Source organism: Bacteroides salyersiae (assembly GCF_031172035.1).
In the GTDB taxonomy this organism is placed as follows: Bacteria; Bacteroidota; Bacteroidia; order Bacteroidales; family Bacteroidaceae; genus Bacteroides; species Bacteroides salyersiae.
This window is the reverse complement of sequence record NZ_CP133452.1, coordinates 4700516-4722531: the sequence shown is the minus strand read 5'-3', so window position 1 is coordinate 4722531 and position 22016 is coordinate 4700516. Positions and strand designations below refer to the sequence as shown.

Annotated in this window: 10 protein-coding genes and 1 riboswitch; of the genes, 9 read left to right on the top strand and 1 reads right to left on the bottom strand. The window is 42.0% G+C overall.

Going from position 1 to position 22016, the window contains the following annotated elements:
- Window positions 1-41: 41 nt before the first annotated feature.
- The 7 genes from RB604_RS18065 (at window position 42) to RB604_RS18035 (ending at window position 12809) form a co-directional block, all read left to right on the top strand.
- Complete coding sequence (locus tag RB604_RS18065; RefSeq protein ID WP_005930564.1) at window positions 42-1130, top strand: metallophosphoesterase; 1089 nt, start codon at window positions 42-44, stop codon at window positions 1128-1130.
- A 496-nt stretch (window positions 1131-1626) separates the two neighbouring features.
- Window positions 1627-3510 (top strand): ELWxxDGT repeat protein, encoded by a 1884-nt coding sequence (locus RB604_RS18060; RefSeq protein ID WP_005930566.1) that lies wholly within the window; start codon window positions 1627-1629, stop codon window positions 3508-3510.
- Between the two features lie 147 nt (window positions 3511-3657).
- On the top strand, window positions 3658-6828 hold the full coding sequence (locus tag RB604_RS18055; protein ID WP_224203260.1) for a SusC/RagA family TonB-linked outer membrane protein: 3171 nt from the start codon (window positions 3658-3660) through the stop codon (window positions 6826-6828).
- A gap of 11 nt (window positions 6829-6839) precedes the next feature.
- Complete coding sequence (locus RB604_RS18050; RefSeq protein WP_005930572.1) at window positions 6840-8519, top strand: RagB/SusD family nutrient uptake outer membrane protein; 1680 nt, start codon at window positions 6840-6842, stop codon at window positions 8517-8519.
- A 20-nt stretch (window positions 8520-8539) separates the two neighbouring features.
- Window positions 8540-9520, top strand: coding sequence for a DUF5017 domain-containing protein (locus RB604_RS18045; protein WP_005930575.1), 981 nt, complete (start codon window positions 8540-8542; stop codon window positions 9518-9520).
- A gap of 89 nt (window positions 9521-9609) precedes the next feature.
- Window positions 9610-10395: a glycerophosphodiester phosphodiesterase family protein gene (locus tag RB604_RS18040; RefSeq protein WP_224203258.1), complete on the top strand. Its 786-nt coding sequence runs from the start codon at window positions 9610-9612 to the stop codon at window positions 10393-10395.
- An 818-nt stretch (window positions 10396-11213) separates the two neighbouring features.
- Complete coding sequence (locus tag RB604_RS18035; RefSeq protein ID WP_055294133.1) at window positions 11214-12809, top strand: arylsulfatase; 1596 nt, start codon at window positions 11214-11216, stop codon at window positions 12807-12809.
- Window positions 12810-13064: 255 nt separating this feature from the next.
- Here RB604_RS18035 and trxA read toward each other — a convergent pair whose 3' ends face one another.
- On the bottom strand, window positions 13065-13547 hold the full coding sequence (gene trxA / locus RB604_RS18030) for a thioredoxin (protein WP_055294331.1): 483 nt from the start codon (window positions 13545-13547) through the stop codon (window positions 13065-13067).
- A gap of 220 nt (window positions 13548-13767) precedes the next feature.
- Here trxA and RB604_RS18025 point away from each other — a divergent pair, with 220 nt between their 5' ends.
- Both RB604_RS18025 and RB604_RS18020 read left to right on the top strand, forming a co-directional pair.
- Window positions 13768-14340 carry a sugar O-acetyltransferase gene (locus RB604_RS18025; RefSeq protein WP_007481810.1) on the top strand — a complete coding sequence of 191 codons (573 nt, stop codon included), beginning with the start codon at window positions 13768-13770 and terminating at the stop codon, window positions 14338-14340.
- 136 nt (window positions 14341-14476) lie between these two features.
- Window positions 14477-14671, top strand: a riboswitch (cobalamin riboswitch).
- Window positions 14672-14839: 168 nt separating this feature from the next.
- Window positions 14840-21919 (top strand): DUF4465 domain-containing protein, encoded by a 7080-nt coding sequence (locus RB604_RS18020; protein WP_055294329.1) that lies wholly within the window; start codon window positions 14840-14842, stop codon window positions 21917-21919.
- Window positions 21920-22016: the final 97 nt, after the last annotated feature.

Sequence of the window (22016 nt, the reverse complement as noted above, 5' to 3'; positions counted from 1 at the left end):
TGTATTTAGAATAAAGTATAAAAAAAGGAGAAATGTAAATTATGAGAAAGTTCTTTTTATGTTTAGCTGTTGTCTCAGGAGCTTGGATAGGCTTGGGCGCTCAAAAGAGAGCCGACCAGCAACATCTGATTGATCCGGAATCATTCTCGATGATTCTTTTGGGGGATCCGCAGGGATATGTCAAGTACGATATTAATCAGCCTTTGTTTGAATTGTGTACGGCATGGATTGTAGATCATATTGAAAATTTAAAGATTAAAGCAGTGTTATGTACGGGAGATGTCGTAGAGCAAAATGAGAATATTGTGCGTAACCGGAAGATGCTTAATCAAACCAGTCGCGAAATGTGGGAAGCCAGTTCGAAGGCATTTGCCAGGCTCGATAACAAGGTTCCTTACATCATATCGACAGGTAATCATGAATATGGTTATAAACGCTCTGAAAACGGAATGACGCATTTCCCCGAATATTTTCCTTTTGAAAGGAATACGGCATGGAGAGACCTTTGTGTCAGTGCAATTCCAAACCGTAACGGTGTTGCTTCTTTAGAGAATGCCGCTTTCGAATTCAATGAACCGACATGGGGAAAGATTTTGATTATCACCAGTGAGTTTGCTCCACGGGATGAGGTGCTCGATTGGGCAAAAAAACTCGTAGCAAGCGAAACTTATAAGGATAGTAAAGTCATCTTTATGACCCACGGATATCTTAATCCCGGTACTCCCCCGAAAGGCGGTACTATCCGTGATAAAGAAAAGTATGCGCTTTCTCCTATGAACGTAGGGACTCAAATATGGGAAAAGCTACTTTATCCTTCTTCCAATATCCGCCTTTTGATATGTGGACATACCGGTAATGGAAATAGTAAATACGAAGATAATGTCGGATACAGAATCGACAATAATACATCTGGTAAACCGATTCATCAGATGATGTTCAACGTACAGTTTTTGGGAGGCGGTCCGGAAGGAAATGGTGGTGACGGATGGCTCCGTATACTGGAATTCATGCCTGATGGGAAAACGATTAAGGTCAGGACCTATTCGCCGTTGTTCGGAATATCGGCATTGACTAAGCATTTAGCCCACCGGACAGAGTCTTACGATCAGTTTGATATTGTTCTTGAATAGATGTTGTAATTCGAATGAAAAAAATATTTAAATGATACTACGTGGCTTTGAAGGGCTATTTTCACGAAAATCTTGTAATATTTGGTCAATTTCTAACATTCGTTTAGTTGCCTTGACCGTACATTTGTGATGTTTTAATAACCTATTGTACCTGCTTGATGCATTCTTTCTATTCTTGATGCACCCGGGAAATATGAAAGAAAACAGAGAATTCATATAGCAGGTGTTATAACCAAAATCTGGTATTAATGGAGTCTTTCTTTACTACATTTTTACAAGGTATTTAACCGGTAGTTCTTTTTCTTTTTGTATCATATATGTAATGGTTTTGATCTATTTTTGTCATCGGGGTCGTGTATCTTTGTACTATGAAAGGAAAAGAACACACTTGCTCGAATTAAAAATGTAGAAACACAACGATTACATTAATACAAAGTTTTGGTTATCCCGTAAAATACGAGTTATTCAGTCTTTTTTTAATTTAATTTTATAGAATATGAAAAAGTTGTGCTTTTTATTTGTCTTTTCATTATTTGCTATGGGAAGTGTTTTTGCTCAAGGAGGAAGACAACCTCAGACATCAGGTGATTTTACTCGTGATCCGGGAGGTGAATTACGAAGTCTCTTACCAGAAGGGGTAACTGCATTTGTTAACAATACTCGTAAACTTATCCAACAAAAGAATATAACGGTTGCCGGAAGTAAGGAGAAAGGTTACCTTGCTTTTTTTGCGGCAACGGATGCTGCGCACGGAGAGGAATTATGGGTGACGAATGGAACTCCGGACGGGACGAGGATTGTGAAAGATATCATTCCCGGGCCGACAAGTTCTAATGTCGTTTGGTTGACGCGGTTTAATGATAAAGTCGTTTTTCAGGCAGACGATGGTGTTAACGGAGCGGAACTCTGGATTTCTGACGGAACGGAACAGGGTACTTATATGGTGAAGGATATTCATGAATTAGCTTCTTCCGATCCGAAAGGTTTTACGCAATTGAATGAAACTCAGTTTGTGTTTGCTGCTAAGAATTTTGACAGCGAGGAGTATAATGGTGGTCAACATTGGCTTTGGGTCAGTGACGGAACCGAAGAAGGAACCAAATTGATTTATGAATGTAAGATGGGGTATCCCGGGACAGATAATGGTTCTCCTTACAGTCCGTATTGCCGGGTGGGTCGCAAAGTGTTTTTTAAGGCCGATGATAAAGATGGAAAGTATGGTGAGGAGCTTTGGGTAACTGATGGGACGGAAGCCGGAACACATTTAGTGAAAGATATGAATGTAGAGCCTAATCCGGAAGTTGCAGGCGCTACTATGAGTGCAGCCATAGATGATATGGTTAACTTCTACAATGAAAAGCTTTTTTTTCAGGCTTGGTCTTACGAATACGGCGGTGAACCTTTTGCCAGTGACGGTACGGAAGAGGGAACTTATCTTATTTATGATACCCGGCCGGGGAAGGATGAGAATAACAGTCCTCAGAGTGGTTGGGTGAGCGATGCCAGTCCTATTCCTTATAATGGAAAAATATATTTCCGTGGTTGGCATGAGGAGTATGGTTCCGAGCTTGCATTTACCAATTTGGAACCGGGTAATTATGGTGCATTCGATGTCAATGAAAATGTTCCTGGAACAGATGGAAAACCCAAAAACAGTTCTCCGGATGCGGGAGTGGAATTTGATGGTGTTTATATGTTTTCGGCCAATTCTGGAGGTACCGGTATGCCGTTGGGATTTGGTGGAGAGTTGCATTATACAGATGGGGAGGATGTTTATTTGCACTCTGATTTAGGTACAGGCAAACTTAATGCTTGGGTGAAAGAGCCGATTGTGGCTTCCGGAAGTATGTATTACTGGGATTCGAGTGTGCAGAACAAGGAGTGGCAGGAAAAATTATTCCGGGTAGACAGTAAATCCGATTTTCCTGTTCGTGTAACGAATATCAAGCCGGGCGAAGGCGACAAGGTACATTCTATGAGAAATTTGGGCGGTGATGTTATTTTTGCCATTAATGAGGGTGAAGGTATTTATTGTTATCACTATCGTAAACCGGATTATGATCCTATAAAAGATGCCGATAATTTGGATATCGAATATCGTACACGTGCGGAGATAGGGACTTCCATTGAAAATATTCCTGTGAACGGAGGAAACAAAGCTCAGATCTATCCGAATCCGGCAAGTGATAAATTCTTTGTGAAAACAACAGGAACCGTTAAAAAGGTCGAAATTTATGATTCTGTCGGCAGACTGGTTAAGGTTGTGGATAAACCGTCCGAGAACGCTGTCGATGTGTCTTCACTGGCCGAAGGCATGTATCTGATAAATGTACAAAGCACAAAAGGCGTTTCGTCTTCCAATCTGATTATTAAAAAATGATCTGATGCCAGTATGAAAACACAGATTTTCAGTGTGTTTTCTGTTATTTCATATTTCATCTGCGGGTGAGGTCATCTATTCCGCATAATCCACGGATGAAATATTTTTTATAACCATTATATAACCGCTTCATTTAATTATTAGCAGATGAATAAAGATATATTACCCAGGATGGCAGTGTTTATCATGGCTATCGTCCACATAGTATCCTCTTATGCGCAGTCGGTTCTACCGATTTCGGGGGAGGTGCTGGATGGTAAGAACAGAGAACCGCTCATTGGTGTTACCGTAGTGGAAAAGGGAACCAAAAACGGTGTGATAACAGATATAGATGGAAAGTTCTCTATGCGAGTGCCTGTCGGTACTATCCTTAAAATCACTTATATGGGATATAGGTCCAGTGAGGTTATCATACGTGATAATAAACCATTGACAATATTACTGGATGAAGAGAATATCCAGTTGGACGAACTGGTGGTCATTGGTTATGGTGTTCAGAAAAAGAGTGATATTACGGGTTCCATATCTTCCGTGTCGGGAGAAGAGCTAACCAATATTCCGGTTTCTTCACCTTTGCAGGCATTGCAAGGAAAAGCTGCCGGTGTCAATATTATACAGAATACCGGTGCTCCTGGTAGCAGTTCTACTATTAAGATTCGGGGTACGGGAACCGTTAATGATGCGGACCCTTTGTATGTGGTCGACGGCTTTATAGTCGATGGTATCGATCATCTGAATGCGAATGATATTGCCAATATCGAAATACTGAAAGATGCGGCTTCGAGCGCCGTATATGGTGCGCGTGCGGCCAATGGAGTAGTGGTGATTACAACCAAGGGCGGTGCTTCGGGGAAGACGAAAATTAGTTTCGATATGATTGTGGGCTTTTCGAATCCTTGGAAGAAAATCGATGTTCTTGACGCAGAAGAGTATGCATTGATGAGGGATTACGTTTCGGGAAACAGTATTTATTCGGTAGACGGTAGATTGTATTATTCTAAAGACAAAGACGGAGGTTATTATTATGATAATCTCAAATATACTAAAGTAGATACTATCAGACGAAACTCTCCGGATAATTGGTGGGATGCGATAACACAAACAGGATTGAAACAACAATATAATTTATCTGTATCTGGTGGTACGGATCGGCATAAGTACATGGTCAGTGGAAGTTATTATAATGAAAAAGGTATTGTAAAAACTTCCGGTTACGAACGGTTTAATTTGCGCATGAATCTGGATAACCAGTTGAATAGCTGGCTGAATATGACTACAAACATGTTCTATACAAATGAAAATAGAAATATTGTACCCGAAGGAAGTGAGAGTGTTTTGAAAAAGGCTTTGTATCAGAGCCCTTTGGAATATCTTTACAATTACAGGGGAAATTATAATTCCAATCATCCCATTGCCGTGATAGACCGGAATCACAATAAAAGAGAAAATCATCGTATTGATTTGAATTTGAACCTCACTGCCAAATTAGGAAAGTTGCTGACTTATCAATTTAAATTTTCCGATTACCTTGTTATCGGGAAGCGGTCACGTTTCTATGAGGTTAATAAACTGGATGAAGACTTTGCGATGCCCAACGATCTGACCCGGATTTACAACCGGCGTAACCAAACCAACAAGTGGGAGATCAATAACCTGTTCACTTTTGCCTGGAAGGACAAAAAACACGATATTTCTGTACTATTGGGGCAGACAGCCGAAGGTTATAAAAACAGTTGGATGGAAGGTACCCGTAAAGGGACTGCGAGCAATTCTTCCGATCTTTGGTTTTTGTCGAGCGGATATACCGGTGATGATGCGGCCGGACTGGATAATGAATGGACTGCATTGGGATTTGTAGGTCGTTTAAGTTATAATTTCCTCGACCGTTATCTTTTTCAGGCTAATTTTCGTGCCGATGCCTCTTCTATCTTTTCCAAAAACGAACGTTGGGGATATTTCCCTTCCGTATCCGTGGGATGGAAATTTACTTCCGAACCGTTTATGCAAAATCAAGACTGGCTTTCGCTTGGTAAGTTACGATTTGGATGGGGACAGTTAGGCAACAATCGTATCAACGAACTTTCCCGTTATACTCTTTTGAATACCGAAAAGAATTATTCGTTTGGTATAGGCAATCACCGGGTTTATCCGGGCACCACTTCCATTTTGATAGGCAATCCGGACATTCATTGGGAGAAGACCGAGACATTTAACGTGGGATTGGATCTCGGTTTGTTCAACAACCGTTTGACTTTAGGCTTGGAATGGTTTACCAAGTTGACGACTGATATGCTTTTACGTGTGCCCGTTCCGCTTTCTACCGGATTCGATGACTTCGATAATGTGGATGATGATGCCCCGATGACCAATGCCGGTTCGGTTCGTAACAGTGGTGTGGAGCTGTCTGTCAATTTCCGTAACAAGATTAAAAAGTTTAGATATGAAATTGGTTTCAACGTGTCTTATATCAAGAATAAAGTTGTAAGTTTGGGATTGGGTGACGAACCGGTTTACGGAGGTTATCTTAGCGAATCGAGTATTCTTGATTATGTGACGAAAACTGCGGTAGGTAAGCCTATTGGAAGTTTCTTCGGGTATGTGACAGACGGGATTTTCAACTCTCTGGACGAGGTGAAAGCCAGTGCCCAGTATGATGCCGGTAAAAATGAATTCGATTTATCTACCCGGCAGGGCGATTTCAGATTTAAAGATTTGAATAATGACGGAAAGATCACTGCCGAAGATCGTACCTATTTGGGTTCACCTCTGCCTGATTTTGTCTTTGGTATCCCGATGTCATTCAGTTATGCCAATTTCGACTTGAAGTTATTCTTCCAGGGACAGACTGGTAATAAGATTTTTAATGTGATGGATTACTACCTTAATAATGCGGCTCAGGGAAATGTATATGCCGACATTCGTGATAAGCATTGGTCGGGAGGAGAAGAGTATGCGATCGATAGCCGCCGGTTCTTTACGCAAAATCTGGATGCTTCTGTTCCTGATTTACGAGGCTCGGATAAAGCCCGTAACTTTCGGGCTTCCGATTTCATGGTGAAGGACGGCTCGTATATACGTTTGAAGGAAGTACGGCTTACTTACAATTTCAGCAACAAGCTGACTTCCCGTTGGCATCTGACGAATCTGTCGATGTTTGTCGGAGCGTATAACCTATTGACATTGACGGGCTATAATGGATTTGATCCGGAAGTGGGCAAGGTCTCCGGAACCGAGAGCAATAATCTTAGCATGGGCGTTGATCATGGAAACTATCCACAGGCACGTTCATTTACTTTTGGACTAAATATTACTTTATAAAAGTTGGGAATATGAATAAGACAGTATTTAAAATTACGATATTTAGCCTAGCTGTTTGCTTCTTGACTGGGTGTGAAGACTTCTTGAATAAAGATGTGCTCGGCTATTCAACGGATGAGAATTTTTATGATACTCAATATAAACTGGAATCAGCATTGAATGCCACGTACGATGTATTACAAATGGAGGTTTATAACCAGTGTGACTGGCGTTTTGGTGAGGCATGTGGAGATGATGTGAAAGGAACCGATGAAGATTTGACTACCCAAATGGGGCAATTGGTCAATTTCCGCTTTAATACGTCCAATGAATGGATTCAGAAGAGGTATACCATTAATTATAAAGGTATATATCGTGCCAATCAGGTGATTGCTAATGCCCACAGGGTGAGATTGGCGGATGAAGAATATTCATCTTATCGTGATATCCGTTATATATTGGGACAAGCAAAGTTTTTGCGGGCTTTGTTCTATTTTAATCTGGTGAAAACTTATGGGGGAGTACCTATTCGTCCGGAGATAGAAATGGTTGACAACTTGGTTGTTCCCCGGTCTTCGGCAGAGGAGGTGTACGCTTACATAGAAAAAGATTTGCGTGAAGCGGCTATCATGCTTCCTGCGAAGTTTATTGACGACGATGCGGGCAGGGCCAGTGAGAGTGCGGCAGTGGCATTGCTTATGAAGGTACTCATGTATCAGGCCACTCCCGGCATACCTTCCGGAAAATGGGAAGAAGTCGTTCGGCTGGGTGAGTATTTTGTAGATGGAACTACAATGACCTTTGGTGACATATTGCATTATGATGCTTCCGAAGAAGATTGGGAAGAGCTTCGCGAACGTCTTTGGTTCAAACCTAAAGCGCTGAATCATTCTGCCGATCCCTATGAACTGCCGGAGACTACACTTCCGATGCTGAAAGGAGCATATTCTCTTGAATATAAGGATTTCTATGGAAATGTACTGAGGTATTACGAACAGTTTTTCCAGTCCGGAGAATTTTGCAAAGGTTCTATTTTTGAAATTGTTTTCAAGGAATCGGGAGATGGTTCTACTGGAAATGACAATGAAGGTGATGCTATCTATCAGACGCTTTATTGTAATTCTCCGTTAATGTGGGCTACGGAAGCTATTTTGGAATCCATGTTCGGAACCGATCCGCGTCGCAGGAGTATGGTAGGCCAAAAGGAAAGTGCTCCCGATTTGGAGATGCTCGACTGTGGTCCGCAACAGAAATTGACTTTGAAATGGTATACACCCATTAAGGAAAGACCTTTATATACGGGCGACAATGGTAAAAACAGGCGGATAATCCGTTATCCCGAAGTAGTGTTGATTTATGCCGAGGCTCTTAATGAATGTGGTGAAGGAGCCCGTGCGCTCGAACAGTTAAATACTAATAAACGGCAGGCAAATATCATCGACGGAAACGGAAATCTTTATTTGGCCGGTGGATATGGTTACATGCGCGATCAGATCTGGTCGGAGCGTCGCAAAGAGTTATGTTTCGAATGGGACCGGTTCTTTGATCTTGTCCGCCAAAAACGTGCTGCGGAAGTAATAAAGGCTTTTGGATTGGCGAATACCAACAAGCGGGGAGTTTATTTTCGGAAAGGGGTGAATGAACTGTTCCCGATCCCTCAAGCCGAGATTGACCTTTCTCAAGGAGCGGTTATGCAAAATCCGGGTTATTAATATCATAAAAAGTAATCAAGATGAATATGAAAGTTCTATATAGAATATTGTCGGGGGCATGTATGACTTTGCTGTTTATAGCTTGTGAAGACGAGTCGTCTGCTACTCCTTATGCAAGAATGACGGTAGATAAGACTACGCTTCAACTCAATGAGTCAATGGTGGTTAAGTTCACAGGTATTGCCGATCAGGTAGCTATTTTCACAGGCGATGAGTCGCATAATTATGAATTACGGAGTCAGAACAATACCGGTATGGTAGTCAATAAGGGAGTATTCACTTACTCATATTCCGTACCAGGTACTTACCGGGTGGTGTGTGTGGCATCCACTTATCTGGACTTGGGTAAAGACATGAGGGTAGACACGGCTTCTGTTATAGTCAACGTGGTAGATAATGTGACGGATATCGATAAACTTTCGTCTAAAATTTATTATGACGAGATATATGCCGAAGAGAAGGAGAATGATGAGTGGTTGTTGATGTTGCCCTATAAAATGAGATATAACAATAAGGATTTATCTATCAGCATGTCTCAGAAATTGAATTTCTCAATCGCTTCCGATTCTACCAAGGTATTTATAAACGATCGGTTATATTCCTCAAATACCAAGTACGATTTATCCTCTCCGATGGATATCTTGGTGGAGGCTTATTCAGGGACGGAACGTCATTATAAACTGTATACTTGCTATTATCCCGAATTTAAATCTTTCAGGGTAGCCGGTGTGGCAGGTATATTGGATAGAAGTGCTTTTGATTATACTACGTTCGATTTATATGTGACTCTTCCCGAAGGTACGGATACAGGTGCGTTAGTTCCGGTTTTTGAAACGCTTTCTCCATCAGATAAGGTTTATATAAATGATGTGGAGCAGATTTCGGGTTCTTCTGCTGTCGATTTTGATAAAGCGGTTTCCTACAAGCTTGTTTCATCAGTTGATGGAGCGAATGAGATGGAAGTGGTTTCTACCGTTAATGTGATGGTCACCTTGAAGTAGCGTACTTTCAAAGGTATAAATATAATATTATGTAATTATTATCATTAAAACATATGCGTGTTTTTTCGATTTGTGTATTAGTTTATTTTTTGGCTTGCCCAAGTGTTTCTCTCCGTTCTCAGAACGGAGGAAACCGGGAGCCGGGCATTGTTGCCCATCGGGGGTATTGGAATACGGAAGGAGCGGCACAGAATTCGGTTACCGCTTTGAAGAATGCCCAAAAAATGGGGCTTTATGGCTCGGAGATGGATGTATGGCTCACTAAAGACGGTTATTTGGTGGTAGGGCATGATAAAAAAATGAATGGTCTTTCCTTTCAAGATACCGATTATGATTTATTGAAAGATATGAAACTGTCTAATGGTGAAAAGTTACCTCAATTGAAGGATTTTCTTGTGCAACTTAAGCAGTCGGAATCTCCAACCAAACTTTTTATCGAGATTAAGAAGCATGATAGTTTCGAGAGAAATATGACTGTGGTAAAGGCTGTGCTGGATACGGTGAGGTATTATAAAGTGGAGAATAAGGTGCAGTATATCACGTTTAATTTGGATATATGCAAAGAGCTCGTTCGGATTGATCCGGAGGCGGTAGTGGCCTGTCTCAAAGGGGGAATGGCACCGGCTGAGGTCTATGAAATGGGGATACGGGGAATTCATTATCATCGGAAAGAATATCGTGACCACCCTCAATGGATCAGGGAAGCGCAGGAATTGGGGATGACTGTGAATGTACAGGGCATCAATACACCTGAAGATTTGCGGGAGATGGTAACGTTGGGTGTGAATCTTGTTTCTACGGATAATCCTGTGATGGTTTTGGATAGTTTGCCTGCTATTGTTAAGAGCCTTGTATCCGTACCTTGTATCCCTTAACCTTCTATTTCCGCGAAACAGATAGCTTCTTTTAGAAGTAAATCTATAAGAGGTATTCTGTTCACTTCCCGTGATATGTCTGTTTATCTGAAGATATTACAGGCGTGGATGGAATTTATATTTTACGAAAATTACCAAAATAATATTTTCTCTGCATTCATATAACCGAATCAGCTCTGTGATTGTACATGTATAACGTTTCTGCTTGATAGAAAGTATAACTACATCGATCAGGCACAAGCAACATAACAGTTCATGTTTGGGAAGAGTCTTAAGATATTCGGGAGAATTCATGCAGGAATAGTTTTCTTCAAGAAAGGATAATTTGTCAACCGCGAGTTCAAGATCTGTTTTCATGAAACAGGGACAAGTTAATTCATTCATAATTATTTGTGTGCTTTTAATTTATTTATGCTCCCATGCATGATGAAAAGGCGTGGGAGCTATATACTATATTATCCCATCATGGCTCTGGTAAGCCCGCATATAAATAATAAGTAATAGCCCCACGCCAAGATGGTATATAACAAAGTCATACACTTCTTGGACGTGGAGAGTCTCACTTATTATCTGCATATGCTAAAATTTACCAGATTTTGATGGCAGATAATAATAAGATTTCTCCATCGTTCTACGAAAACGATGTATCCGTTTTTCAGATACGTGGCAAAGTTAAGAATAATTCAGAAGAACTTATTTGGTTTCTTTCTTTTTTGTTGCAGTTTAGATAATATTAGACAATAAATAATCAAAAGTGAACATTGCCATTCACTGATTAGCGGTATATTTGTCCGTGAGTAACTTTTAAATCCAAACGAATGAATAGACTGTTGATAAGTTCCCTAATATTATCTTCCATAGGGAACAGTGCCGTTGCCGGCAATGCTTCTAAAGAGAACCATCCGAACATTATTCTGATATTGTGTGATGACATGGGATTTTCCGATTTGGGATGTTATGGGGGTGAAGTGCGTACTCCGAATATTGATTTTTTGGCAGAAGAAGGGATACGTTTCAGCCAGTTTAAGAATACGGGACGTAGTTGTCCCAGCCGGGCGGCCTTGCTTACCGGCCATTACCAGCACGAAGCCGGTATGGGGTGGATGACGGCTGTCGATGAACATCGTCCCGGGTATCGGGGACAGATAGCGGCCAATATCCCTACTATCGCCGAAGTGCTTCGCGACAATGGTTATGCTACATATATGAGCGGTAAGTGGCATGTGACCGTAGACGGCGCTTTTGATGAACCCAACGGAAGTTATCCCGTGCAACGCGGATTTCAAAAATACTACGGCTGCCTTAGTGGCGGTGGAAGTTATTATGTTCCTAAACCGGTATATTCCGGTCTGACAAGGATTACTGAGTTCCCTGATGATTATTACTATACCACGGCCATATCCGATTCCGCCGTGAGTTTTGTGAGGGAACATCCTGCTGATGTTCCTATGTTTCTGTATGTGGCGCATTATGCACCGCATCTGCCTTTACACGCTCCGAAACAGAGGGTGGATGCTTGCCGTGAACGTTATAAGGCGGGATATGATATACTGCGTCGTCAACGTTTCGAACGCCAGAAAGCCTGTGGGCTGGTAAAAAAATCGATGGAACTGCCGGTTTATCAGCGGGAGTTCAATGATCAACGCCCGTCGTGGACGGATCTTACTCCCCGGCAGCAAGAACAATGGATAAACGACATGGCTACTTATGCCGCCATGATCGAGATCATGGACGATGGTATAGGACGACTTATCGAAGCAGTCAAGGAGAAGGGCATTTATGAGAATACCGTTTTTCTGTTTATGAGCGATAACGGGGCAACCAGCGAAGGGGGATATCTGGGACAGTTGATGGCGGATTTGAGTAATACTCCTTACCGTAGCTATAAGCAGTGGTGTTTTCAGGGTGGGACAAGTTCACCTCTGATCATAAAGTGTGGTGATTCTGTTAAAAGAGGAATTAAAGAGAAAGGCACGATTTGCCGGGAACCCGGTCATATTATCGATCTGTTTCCTACCTGTCTGGATATGGCATCGGTCCGATACCCTTCTTCTTTTCAGGGAGAGAAAGTGAAATTGTCGGGAACCAGTCTTTTACCTGCCATACAGAATAAAAAATTGTGTTCACGTGATTTGTTTTTCGAGCATCAGACGTCTTGTGCCGTTATTTCGGACGGATGGAAGTTGGTACGTGCCAATGGAAAATCCTCTTGGGAGTTGATAAACCTTTCAGAAGACCCTTTTGAGGAGAAAGATCTGTCTGCACAATATCCTGAGAAGGTGAAAAGTCTGGAGAAGAAGTGGAATCGCTGGGCGGAGCAACAGCATGTATTTCCTTTTGAGTTCCGTCCCTGGGGAGAACGTATCAAATATTACAAGGCATTATATCCCGAACAAGATGGGAAGTTATTTTGATATCTATATATGTAATGATGCATTACATATATTGGCATTTATATTACAAAATAAAGATGTATTTTGTATATATAAATAAAAATAGAATATAAATCAGACGCAACTTTCACTGGTTACACCCGGTTTATTATTTCGTGATAAACCAATACATCTGTGTAACAGTGAAAGTTGCGTCTGAAATAACGAGTCAATTTTAACAAATACTTCTATGTCCCGGAAGTATCTATAAAATCTCTTGGATACGTCCTTCTACCTTTATTTCTTTTCTAATAGAAACTCGTTTACTATTTTAGTAAGTTGATCTTTCGGCATGGCTCCCTGTAAAATTTTAGGTTCTCCCTTTGCCGGAATCATCAATAGAGTGGGAATGCTTTGAATGCCAAATGCTCCCGCAAGTTCAGACTCTTTATCCACATCTATTTTGTAGACATCGATTCTCCCGGCATAGTCTTTGCTTATACTGTCCAGTATCGGTGCCATCGCTTTACAGGGACCACACCAAGTGGCGTAAAAATCAATGATTGCAGGACGACTGCCTTCAAACTTCCACTCATTGGGATTAGCTTCGTAGTTATATACTTTTTTTAGAAAATCTGCTTTGGTCAATGCTATTACTTCCATATCATTCTTTTCTTTTTGAGAGTTAATACTTTTGCTATCTTTATTGCCTGCACAGGCTGATGTTATAAAAGTCAACATAAGCGAAAATGTCACAGTTAAGATTTTAATTGATTTCATATAGTTCATTCTTTATTGTTTTTTACTATTGCAAAGATAGAGTTGTTTCTAAGACAGGAGAATAGCAATTTTACCGGAATAGTTGACGATTTTTCCCAAAAGGCTTATTTATAGTAAAAAATCAGGTTTCCTATAAGAAATCTTATCCACTTTTCATTAATTCATCTATATTTGTTGTCCTTATGAGTCGGATTTCCCGTAACTTAGGATATATAAAGATATGAAAACAGACAAAGAGAAGATGTTGGCGGGTGAACCTTACCTGGCTTTTTGTAATGAATTGGTGACGGAACGTGCCCGCGCGAAAGAGATATTGTTTGAATATAACAATCTGCATCCGTCGGAAATGGAAAAGCGTACTGAAATATTGAAACATTTTTTAGGTGCTACCGGCAAGCAGCTACTTATCGAACAGCCGTTCCGTTGCGATTATGGCTATAACATCCGTGTTGGTGAGAATTTTTATGCCAATATGGGATGTACTATATTGGATGAGGCTTTGGTGACATTCGGAGACAATGTATTATTGGCGCCGAATGTGAGTATTTATACGGCCGGGCATGCTGTAAATGTGGCACAGCGTATAGTCGGTTGGGAATACGCTTATCCGGTAACGGTAGGACATAACGTCTGGATTGGAGGGAATGTAGTGATACTGCCGGGAGTTTCAATCGGAGATAATAGCATCATAGGTGGTGGGAGTGTAGTGACAAAGGATATTCCTGCCAATGTGATAGCTGTGGGCAATCCTTGCAAGGTGATTCGGGAACTTACCGAAGACGAACTGAAATAAGAACCGGTTTTAAATGAGAACGAAAAGGGGAGTTTTGACACATCCCCATTTCGTTTTAATTTTGCTCAAGATAAACTGATAAAAACATTTAAAAGGAAAATTTAAACAGGCTCTGAGATTACTTCAAAAATAAAGTTTACCTTTGCAAAAAATTGGTTTGCATCGAGTTGTGATGCATAAAAAGGGAATACCGTGCGAATCGGTAACAGTACCCGCTGCTGTAATTCTCGTAGAACCCGGATAAGAATGTCACTGTAAAGCGCCCTGCTTTATGGGAAGGCATCCGGAGGGAGAGACAAGTCAGAAGACCTGCCAATTTTTATAATATCTGATGCTTTCGGGAGTTAAAGCGGAGAGTAATAGACTAAAAGAGACGTTTTAGGACCTATTTCAATGCCTGCATTTCTTAGGGCAATCTCTGTTTTTTTCGTTTGGCAAAAGTTATTCAAGAGTTTGAATATTTAGTTTTAGTTCAAATAATTGTTTAATTAAAATGCTTATGAAAAGAATTACGCATTTATTTTTGATGACACTCGGATTGGTGCTCAGTGCCATCCCCATGTATTCATGGGGACAAGGTTCTGATAACCCGAATGTTGTGCTTATGCCCCAATTCGGAATGCCCGAAGACGGGGCGGTGATCGTTTCCGATGAGATTACGTTTTATGATCATTGGGGAGAAGATATGATAAAGGGTAGCAGTAGCTACAATTCCTTGTCGGCCGTTGTTTTTAAACCGGCGGAAGAAGGGAAAGTAATTCAAATAACTTTTGAGTCGGTAGAGGTATTAAAGTATGAGACTTCATGGACCACTAATCCGGCTTACTTGAATATTTATAACGGAATTTTGGAACCGGGTGCGGACTATAAATTTCCTACAACGACCTATGGAGTTTCAAATACATCTAAATTGCCGGAAGGTGAACTGTTGGAAACGCTTAGCGGGACTTATACCAATAAAACTTATTTTTCTACCGATCCCAGTGGAGCACTCTCTGTCGGGTTTCATTTCGTGAATGCAACCAATTGCTCCGGTTGGGTAGCTAAAGTGAGTTGTGTAAAGGTGGAAGATATGACGGTTATAGGTTCCGGTTCTTCTTACGAGCAAGTGGAAACCGAGCCTGTAGCTAAAAAAGCGGTAAATTTAGTCAGCTTTTATGTAGATACCGAAGGAATCATGAAACCGGAGAATCTGACGAGTGTTTCGTTTACGCTTCCTATAAATGAAGTTGTAGAACCCGGACAGTTGAAACTGTATGCCGGTGCTGAACTGAATTTTGACGGAGAGACACCTTTGGAAACAACTTTTACCGAGAATGACGGTACTTATACCTTGACATTAGCTAAAGCGCTGTCTTCCGGTCGGAACTGGTTTTCCATTGCAGGTGATGTCAAGGCGGATGCAGTGTTCGGAGCAAAGGTGCAAGCTGTTGTTTCGAAGGTAACAACGACTGCCCATACCACCGGAGTAGAGGGCTTTATAGCGGCTACCCCCGTTACTTTGACTATTCCGCATACGGTTCTGATGTCTGCTACTCCCGCCACTTATCAGGTGGGGAGCGATAATCTCTTTTTTTATGATGATGGTGGAAAAGATGGGAAAATCTCTTCAAAGTTTGAAGGGACAGTAACATTTGTTCCGACTACTCCGGGAAATAAAATTCAGATAGACTTTTCCAAAGTAAGCTTATATGAAAATATATATAGCACTTCTACCAATGATGATGTGATGAAGATTTACGATGGAAAAACTGTCAGTGAAGCTGATTTAAATACAATCATGCGCAATGGAGTACCGGCGGTTGTGAAGTCAATGGCGGAAGACGGGTCACTGACTGTCTATTTAAAAACCATACAGATAACCGATTATAACTTAAAAGATGGTTTTGAAGCCGTTGTGTCCGAGTATACTCCCGTGCAAATGGAGGTGAAAGAAATTGTTCCTGCTCAATATACCGAAGGTACTGTCGTGGCCGGTGATGTTTCGCAACCGATTCTTTCTGTCAATATTAAGACGGAAAATACTATTCCTCTTGTTGCGCAAGCATTTAAGTTTACTGCCGAAGGAACTACGGTTTTATCTCATTTGTCAAAAGCTACGGTTTATTATACCGGAAAAAGCAATGTCTTTGCCAATACAGTGAAAGTGGGTGAGGTTGATTTAACAGGGAATGCGGCTTTCGAATTGAGCAGTTGTTCGCAGAGCTTGGTCGAAGGGGATAATTATTTTTGGTTGGCATACGATTTGAAAGCAGACACACAGAGCGGTGAAGTGATTGATGGCGGCTGTACCGGGATCACTCTTTCCGGACAGTCTCATGCAGTAGCGAACGGTAATCCGGAAGGTTTCCGAACGGTGAAGAATGAATATCTTTCAGTGGTCGGTACATTTGAAAAGACCATTTTCGGAACGTGGGACTTTGCCAGTACCAAGAATCCGTCTTCATACTATGATGGATATAATCCTGTTGAGGGCGATCAGATCGTGACTTTTATTCCCGGGACGAAAGGAATGATTGCAGAGTTGGAATTCAGCGATTTTCATCTGTATTATCATTCTACTGCTTCTTCTTATTATCCAAGAGCTAAATTTGAAGTTTATAGCGGAAAAGGAACCGGAGGTAAGCTGCTTTGGTCATTGACTACGGCAGATGACAAGGATAAAGGTCCCGAACGTATTCTTCGTTCGGAATCGGCAGACGGAGCATTGACCGTTGTATTTGATGCGAAGACCACTTCTGCTTCTTATACGGCAAAAGGCTGGCAAGCCGAGGTGCGTGAATATCTTTCCGTACCGATGGAATTTAGTTCGGTGAATGCTTTTCAGGCAAGCACCCAGGTTATTCCTACCTCTCCGGCAGCGGCCAATCAAGAGGTTATCGGCTTTAAGATACTGACAGCCGGAGATAAGACTCCTCTTTCACTGGAAGAAATCACCTTGAATATGAAAGGCGCCCAAGATAAAGTAAGCAAGGCGTACGTATATACATCGGGCAAGGATAGCGTATTGAACCTTGCTTCACCCATAGCGGAAGCTCTTCCGGATGCTTCATCTGCTGCCTTGAAACTGACATTGACCAATCCGTTGGAACTTCTTGAAGGAGCTTCTTATTATTGGATTGCTTATGATATGAAGGAGAATGTTGCTGCCGAGCAATCCATCGATGCTGCTTTGACATCTGTGAAAGTAAGTGGTGATGTAAAAGAGCCGGTATCCGGTGACCCTGCGGGGGAACGTGTGACAAAGAGTATCTATGTCATGAAATCCGGAGAGAACGGAACAATCAAGGTTGGTTCTCAATCTCTGATGTTCTACGACGAAGGCGGAGTAGAGGGTGGTATCACTCGCGGCTTTAAAGGAACGGTGACTTTTGAACCCGAACATGCCGGAAAAACGCTTAAACTGACATTGAAAAAATGGAATATCGGTGGCAGTGATAAGATGTATGTGTATTACGGAGGAGAAAAAGGGGATAAAGAAGATTTACTGATCGAGTCTACCAAGTATCCTCAGGAGGTCGTTTCATTCTCCGAAGATGGCAAGATAACTCTGTATTTCCAGACAGCCAGTTACGGTTCCAGTACCGGACTCGATGGATTTGAAATAGAGGTAAGCGAATACGAGATACAACCTCTGTCGTTGGGTGGACTGAAAGTTGTTCCGGTAAATGAACGTTCTTTCCTCAGAGGAGCTAATGCAGTGATGCTTCGTGTAGATGTGGAAATCAAAGGCGATAAAGGAGAATTCACGCTCGATGCTTTGAAGTTCAGCAATGAAGGCACTTCATTCTCTACGGATATTGCTTCGGCAAGAGTTTATTGCACGGATACCGTGAGCGTATTTATGAACACGAATCAATATGGTGAAACACTGAAAGAACTGCCTTATCAGTTTGACGGAAACTACACGGCTACTTTACCCGGTATCTATAAATTCTGGTTGGTTTATGATATATCCGGAGATGCCTTGACAGGAAATACGATTAAGGCAACACCTGTGAGTGTAACGGCACAGGGCACCGAAACTCAGATAGAAGAGCCGTTCTCTGCCGAAGGGTATATTGTGGAAGGTTTCAAAGGTACTTATACGGTCGGTGTTTCGGACAAGGCCGATTATGCATCTATCGGGGATGCCGTAAATGCCATGAAAGATGGTATCGACGGTCCTGTGGTATTTGAACTGGAGAACGGAACTTACAATGAAGTGGTAAATATTGCGGAGATAAAGGGAACATCTGCTGTCAACACCATTACCATTAAGTCGAAAAGCGGTAGTTACCGTGATGTGAAGATTGTCGGTGGCAGATACATTGCTCCGGATGTCGATTCGAATGAAAAAGTACATGCCGGCTATGGTGTAGTCACCGTTGCAGGCGCGGATTATTTTACATTGGACGGGGTGACGGTGACTTCTTCGGATGTCTCTTATCCGGCCATCGTTCGTTTGAAAGATGCCAGTTGTTATGTGACGGTCAGGAATTGTTATCTGTATACGGAAATGTCGGCAGACATGTCTTTGATCGAAACGTATAGCCGTAATATAGCTGCCGATACGAACGACTATCTGGTTGTTGAGAATTGTCTTTTGGAAGGAGCTAACAAAGGAATGTCTTTAGGGGCCAGTTGGGTCAATACTCCGTCTTATGAGGCAGGAGCTTGTGTCCGGAACAATACTTTCCGTAATCAAGGTGCTAAAGCGATTTATCTGCAAGGAATGAAAGCTTATTCTGTTACCGGTAATGAATTTTATAACGACCGGGCTACTGCGTCTTACACTGCACTCGATATGAGAAGGGGATTTGAACAGTGTGTCATTGCGGATAATATCATAAATCTTGCTACTTCCAAAGACGCCACCGGTATATATACCGAGTATATAAAAGCTGGTCAGGAAGCTCCGGGAAGCATTCATAATAATGAAATAAATGTCGTTTGCAATGCAAATGCGGGAGCTTACAGTTCTTTCTATGGTATAAAAGTCGGTAGTAAAGAAGTGTCTACTAACTTGAATATCGTTTATAATACAGTAAGACTGACCGGTGTGTACAATTCTTCTGCAGCTCTGTTTATCAATAGCAGCATAAGCAATGGTGCGGTTCGGAATAATATTCTGCAAAACGAAGCGACCGGGCATGTTTACCGGATTTACAGTAAGGATTATTTCACCGGAATCGTTTTCTCCAACAATATGACCTATACTTCCGGTACTGCATTTGCCTATGCCGGTACTGCCGTCAATGATTTTGAGGCCTGGAAAGTACTTTCCGGAGAAAAGGACAGCTACAACGAACAAACGTCTTTCCTTTCGGAAACAGTACTCGAACCTGCACAAACCGGTAATTTGAAGAATGCGAAGCCGTTGGCATTTGTAACGACGGACTTGAACGGTACTGTCCGCGATGAGCAGACTCCTACCATCGGTGCCTATGAATACGGTGATGTTTCCGATAATACTCCGGTTCTGGTAGAGGGCTATCCTTCTTTCAGTAACATTACGCACGAGGAAGCTACTGCCGTATTGAAAGTCGATCTGAGCGGAAAAGCATTCCTGTTAGTGAAGGAAAAAACAGCGGTTGCACCGACGCAGGAAGAAGTTTTGGCTTCCGAACAAGTACTGCAACTGAGAAAGGGAAAAGAGGCTTCTGTTGTTCTGAGCAGTTTGGCGAATCAGACGGAATACATACTTTATGTGGTTCTGCAGAATCTGAAAGAGGTCAGTTCCGAAGTAATTGCCAGTGACGTGTTCACCACTACCTATACACCGACCGCAGTTTCTACTTTCGAGAAGGTTACTGCCGTTGAGGGCGACTTTGAAGACGGAACTGCCAAGTTCTCCGGATTTACGGTAGAAGATGCGGACGATACGGTAGTCGTTGGTAAGAAGGTAGCTAAGATAGGAGCCAAAGGAACCATTACCTTCACCAATTCCGATAAGGGAATTCCTTTGACCGGATTCTTCCTGAAAGCCGGTGAACCGGTGACAATGGATGTTTATGATGAAGCAGATCAGAAACATACCTTCACTTTAGGAGCAACGGATGGTAAATGGGTATTCAGCAATTTGAAGGACAAAGGTCTGATAACGAAGATCGAAATGACTTCTGCGGGAGATGCTTATCTGGATAACTTTAGTGGCGAACCTCTTGACCTGTTGGTTTATATAGCCAACCGGACGGTTCAGGAAAAAGACCGCGTGACGCTGACTGCTACGGTTTCTACCGGTGTGGCACCTTATACCTATGTGTGGAAAAATGCTATGCAGGAAGTGGTTTCTACGGAGGTCTCTTATGCATTCGATGCTAAAAATACAACTGCATGTACGTTGACGGTAACCGATGCATGGGGAGCTACGGATACGGATGAGGTAGTGATTACCGTAGAAGGTAATGCGTATACGGCTACTTTCGAAGATGTTTATCTGAAAGAAGAAAGTTATTGGAACGGTGAAGGGGAAGATGATTTTGCCGGTAACGGAACTTTCTCTACACTTTATAGCGGTTCGTACGCTTTCAGTAACAATAGGCATACATCTACCTATTGGTCGGGTTTTGCATGTTCCAATCAGACATCTGTGGAATATTCCGGTTTGAGCGACCAATATCGTTCGGCGGTAGGAAGTGGACACAATTCTGATAATTACGCGGTTTCTTATGTCTATACAGGTATTCCTCATGCAATCGATGTGACGAATAATAAGGCCGAAGGAGACTCCATTCGTGGATTCTATGTATCCAATACGGCATGGGTGAAAGAGTCTGTTCTGAAGGGGGACGGACAATCGGATGTTGCCGGAGGTTTCGTAACCGGTGATTATCTGAAATTGATCATTACAGGAAAGGCGGTAGATAATACGACTACTTCACTGGATTATTATTTAGCTGATTATACTTCGAAGAAAGAAGCAGATCATTACTGTCTGGATACTTGGCAGTGGGTAGATCTTCGTCCGTTGGGTAAGGTGAAAGCAGTTTCGTTCCGGATGGAGGGTACGAAGCAGAATTCATACGGACTCACTACACCGACCTATTTCTGTATGGACGACTTTAACGGTTATCGCGAAGTGAAGCAAGGAGCTAAACAGGATGTCGATTTTGAGGAGACGGTTATCAATCTGGCTCAGTTCTTTACCTTTGATGATGCCGATGCTTCTATTGACTATCAGATCGAAGAACCGTTTGATGATGAAGTAGCAACCATCACATTGGAAGATGGAAAACTGTTGGTTACCGGTAAGGAAGCCGGTTCATCCCTGTCGTTGCTGGTTAGTGCCGTTCAGAAAGGAAAGATACAGTTTGTACAGATTCCGCTTACTGTCAATAAAGCGATCGGTATGGAAAGTAACCGCGTTCGTGTTTCTACTTCTATCTATCCGGTTCCGGCTATCGACAAGCTGAATATCGTGACTGAGTTGGAAAATTACACCATCGAAGTGATTGCTGTAAGTGGTGCGAAAGTACTGATACAGGAAAACAATTCCGGTGATGCCACCATCGTAGTCGGCGGTCTGGAAAAGGGTATGTATCTCTTGAAGCTGTATAACGCAGAACAGACAGTTGTGAAACGGTTTACAGTGAAATAATTAATTCAAGGGAGAAGGAAAAAAGGGAGATGGGAGGATGGAGAGTGGAGAAGTAGGCTGCGCTATCATGCTGCATAGTACTTCTCCCATCTCAAAT